At 45.4% G+C, this 1,513-nt stretch carries 1 protein-coding gene and 1 pseudogene; both read left to right on the top strand.

The window, feature by feature from the left end; all coding sequences use genetic code 11:
• Nucleotides 1-196 precede the first annotated feature (196 nt).
• The gene (locus AB5903_RS22445; RefSeq protein ID WP_009276883.1) at nucleotides 197-1,417 is read left to right on the top strand and encodes a DUF3575 domain-containing protein; all 1,221 of its coding nucleotides are present in this window, start codon (nucleotides 197-199) and stop codon (nucleotides 1,415-1,417) included.
• Nucleotides 1,414-1,513 (top strand): annotated as a pseudogene (locus tag AB5903_RS22440) (DUF5119 domain-containing protein); the annotation flags it as partial. The gene AB5903_RS22445 and the pseudogene AB5903_RS22440, both read left to right, overlap by 4 nt.

The raw sequence follows: 1,513 nt of genomic DNA, 5'->3' as shown, positions 1-1,513 counted from the left end.
TGTAAGCGTGATTGGCTGCTGTGGTAAGTGTTGTAGCTGTTGTGTGGTTGTCTTTTTAAGTATTTATAAGTTTAAAATACTTGTTTTTTGCTTTGGAGGTTGGTTTATAAGTGCATATCTTTAGCGGTTGAAATTCAGGGGGTGTAAAAGCCTGGGTTTGGATTGTCATATTAACAAATGATTAAATGACGAAAAGATGTTTTTTTATATTAAATGTGTATTGTTCGTGCTCGTGTTGAGTATAAGCGGAGAAATATCCGCTCAGGAGAAGCGTGATTCGGTAAGGATCTATTTTCATCAAGGAAAGGTAAATATAGATACATGTTTACTTGACAATGGGAACGAGATGGAGCGGTTTGCTAAAATCTGTTCCGCATTGAACGACTCCGTCCGTCTTATCAGGAAAATTCAAATAATAGGAGGAGCTTCCCCGGAAGGAGGGGGGCTGTTGAATGGAAGGCTGTCTGAAAAACGAGCAGAGGTTTTGTGGCGGTATATATCACCTTATATAAAGATTCCGGTATTGGAGAGGGATTTTCATTTTTCGGGAAGCGACTGGAACGGACTTATAACGATGGTGAGAGCGGATGTGAATGTTCCGGAGAGGGAGGATGTCCTTCGTTTGTTGGAGAAGATCGTACGTTTGGAAAACCAGGACAGCCCTTATTGGGGGGGAGAACTGAAAAGACTGAAAGGGGGGAGGCCATACTCATATTTGTATAAATTCCATTTTCCGAAACTTCGTTCGTCGATGGTGAAAATATGCTATGATAGTGATCCGATAAATCCCGTCAGAGATACGGTATATATACATACACGTGATACGTTGTGCATCCGTGATACCGTTACCGTCATAGCTCCGGTAAAGAAACGGCCGTTTTGCATGGCGGTGAAAACAAACTTGCTTTATGACGCTGTTTTGATACCTGACATCGGGGTTGAGTTCTGTTTGGGGAAGAACTGGTCTGTGGCCGGGAATTGGATGTATGCCTGGTGGAAAAGTGATCGGAAGCATAATTATTGGCGTATCTATGGGGGAGATGTGGAGTTGCGCCGCTGGTTCGGTCGGAGAGCGGTGGAAAAACCGTTTTCCGGGCATCATGTCGGATTGTACGGGCAGATCGTCACCTATGATTTCGAATTGGGTGGGAAAGGTTACTTGGGGGATAAATGGAGTTACGGGGGAGGCGTGGCTTACGGCTACTCGTTACCTGTGGGACATCGGTTCAATGTGGATTTCACGTTGGGAATCGGCTACCTTGGAGGATCGTACAAGGAGTACATCCCTTTGGACGGTCACTATGTATGGCAGACCACTAAAAACCGCCGCTGGTTCGGCCCGACCAAGGCGGGTATCTCTTTGGTGTGGTTGATCGGGCGGGGGAATTATAGCCGGAAGAAAGGAGGCAGGCAGTGATACGGATACGCTTTAGTCTGGTGTTCATATTTTTATGGATAGGACTGACGGCTTGTGAGCATAAGGATTTATGTTACGATCATCCGCACTTTGCCA

The organism is Bacteroides sp. 2201st1_D9_2201SCRN_220225, from assembly GCF_040928965.1.
Classification (GTDB): domain Bacteria; phylum Bacteroidota; class Bacteroidia; order Bacteroidales; family Bacteroidaceae; genus Bacteroides; species Bacteroides stercoris.
This window is presented reverse-complemented; position numbering and strand designations above follow the sequence as displayed.

What these genes read in the sequence shown, in the direction of transcription:
- AB5903_RS22445 (WP_009276883.1), top strand. Translation starts at nt 197, where the DNA reads ATGTTTTTTTATATTAAATGTGTATTGTTCGTGCTCGTGTTGAGTATA.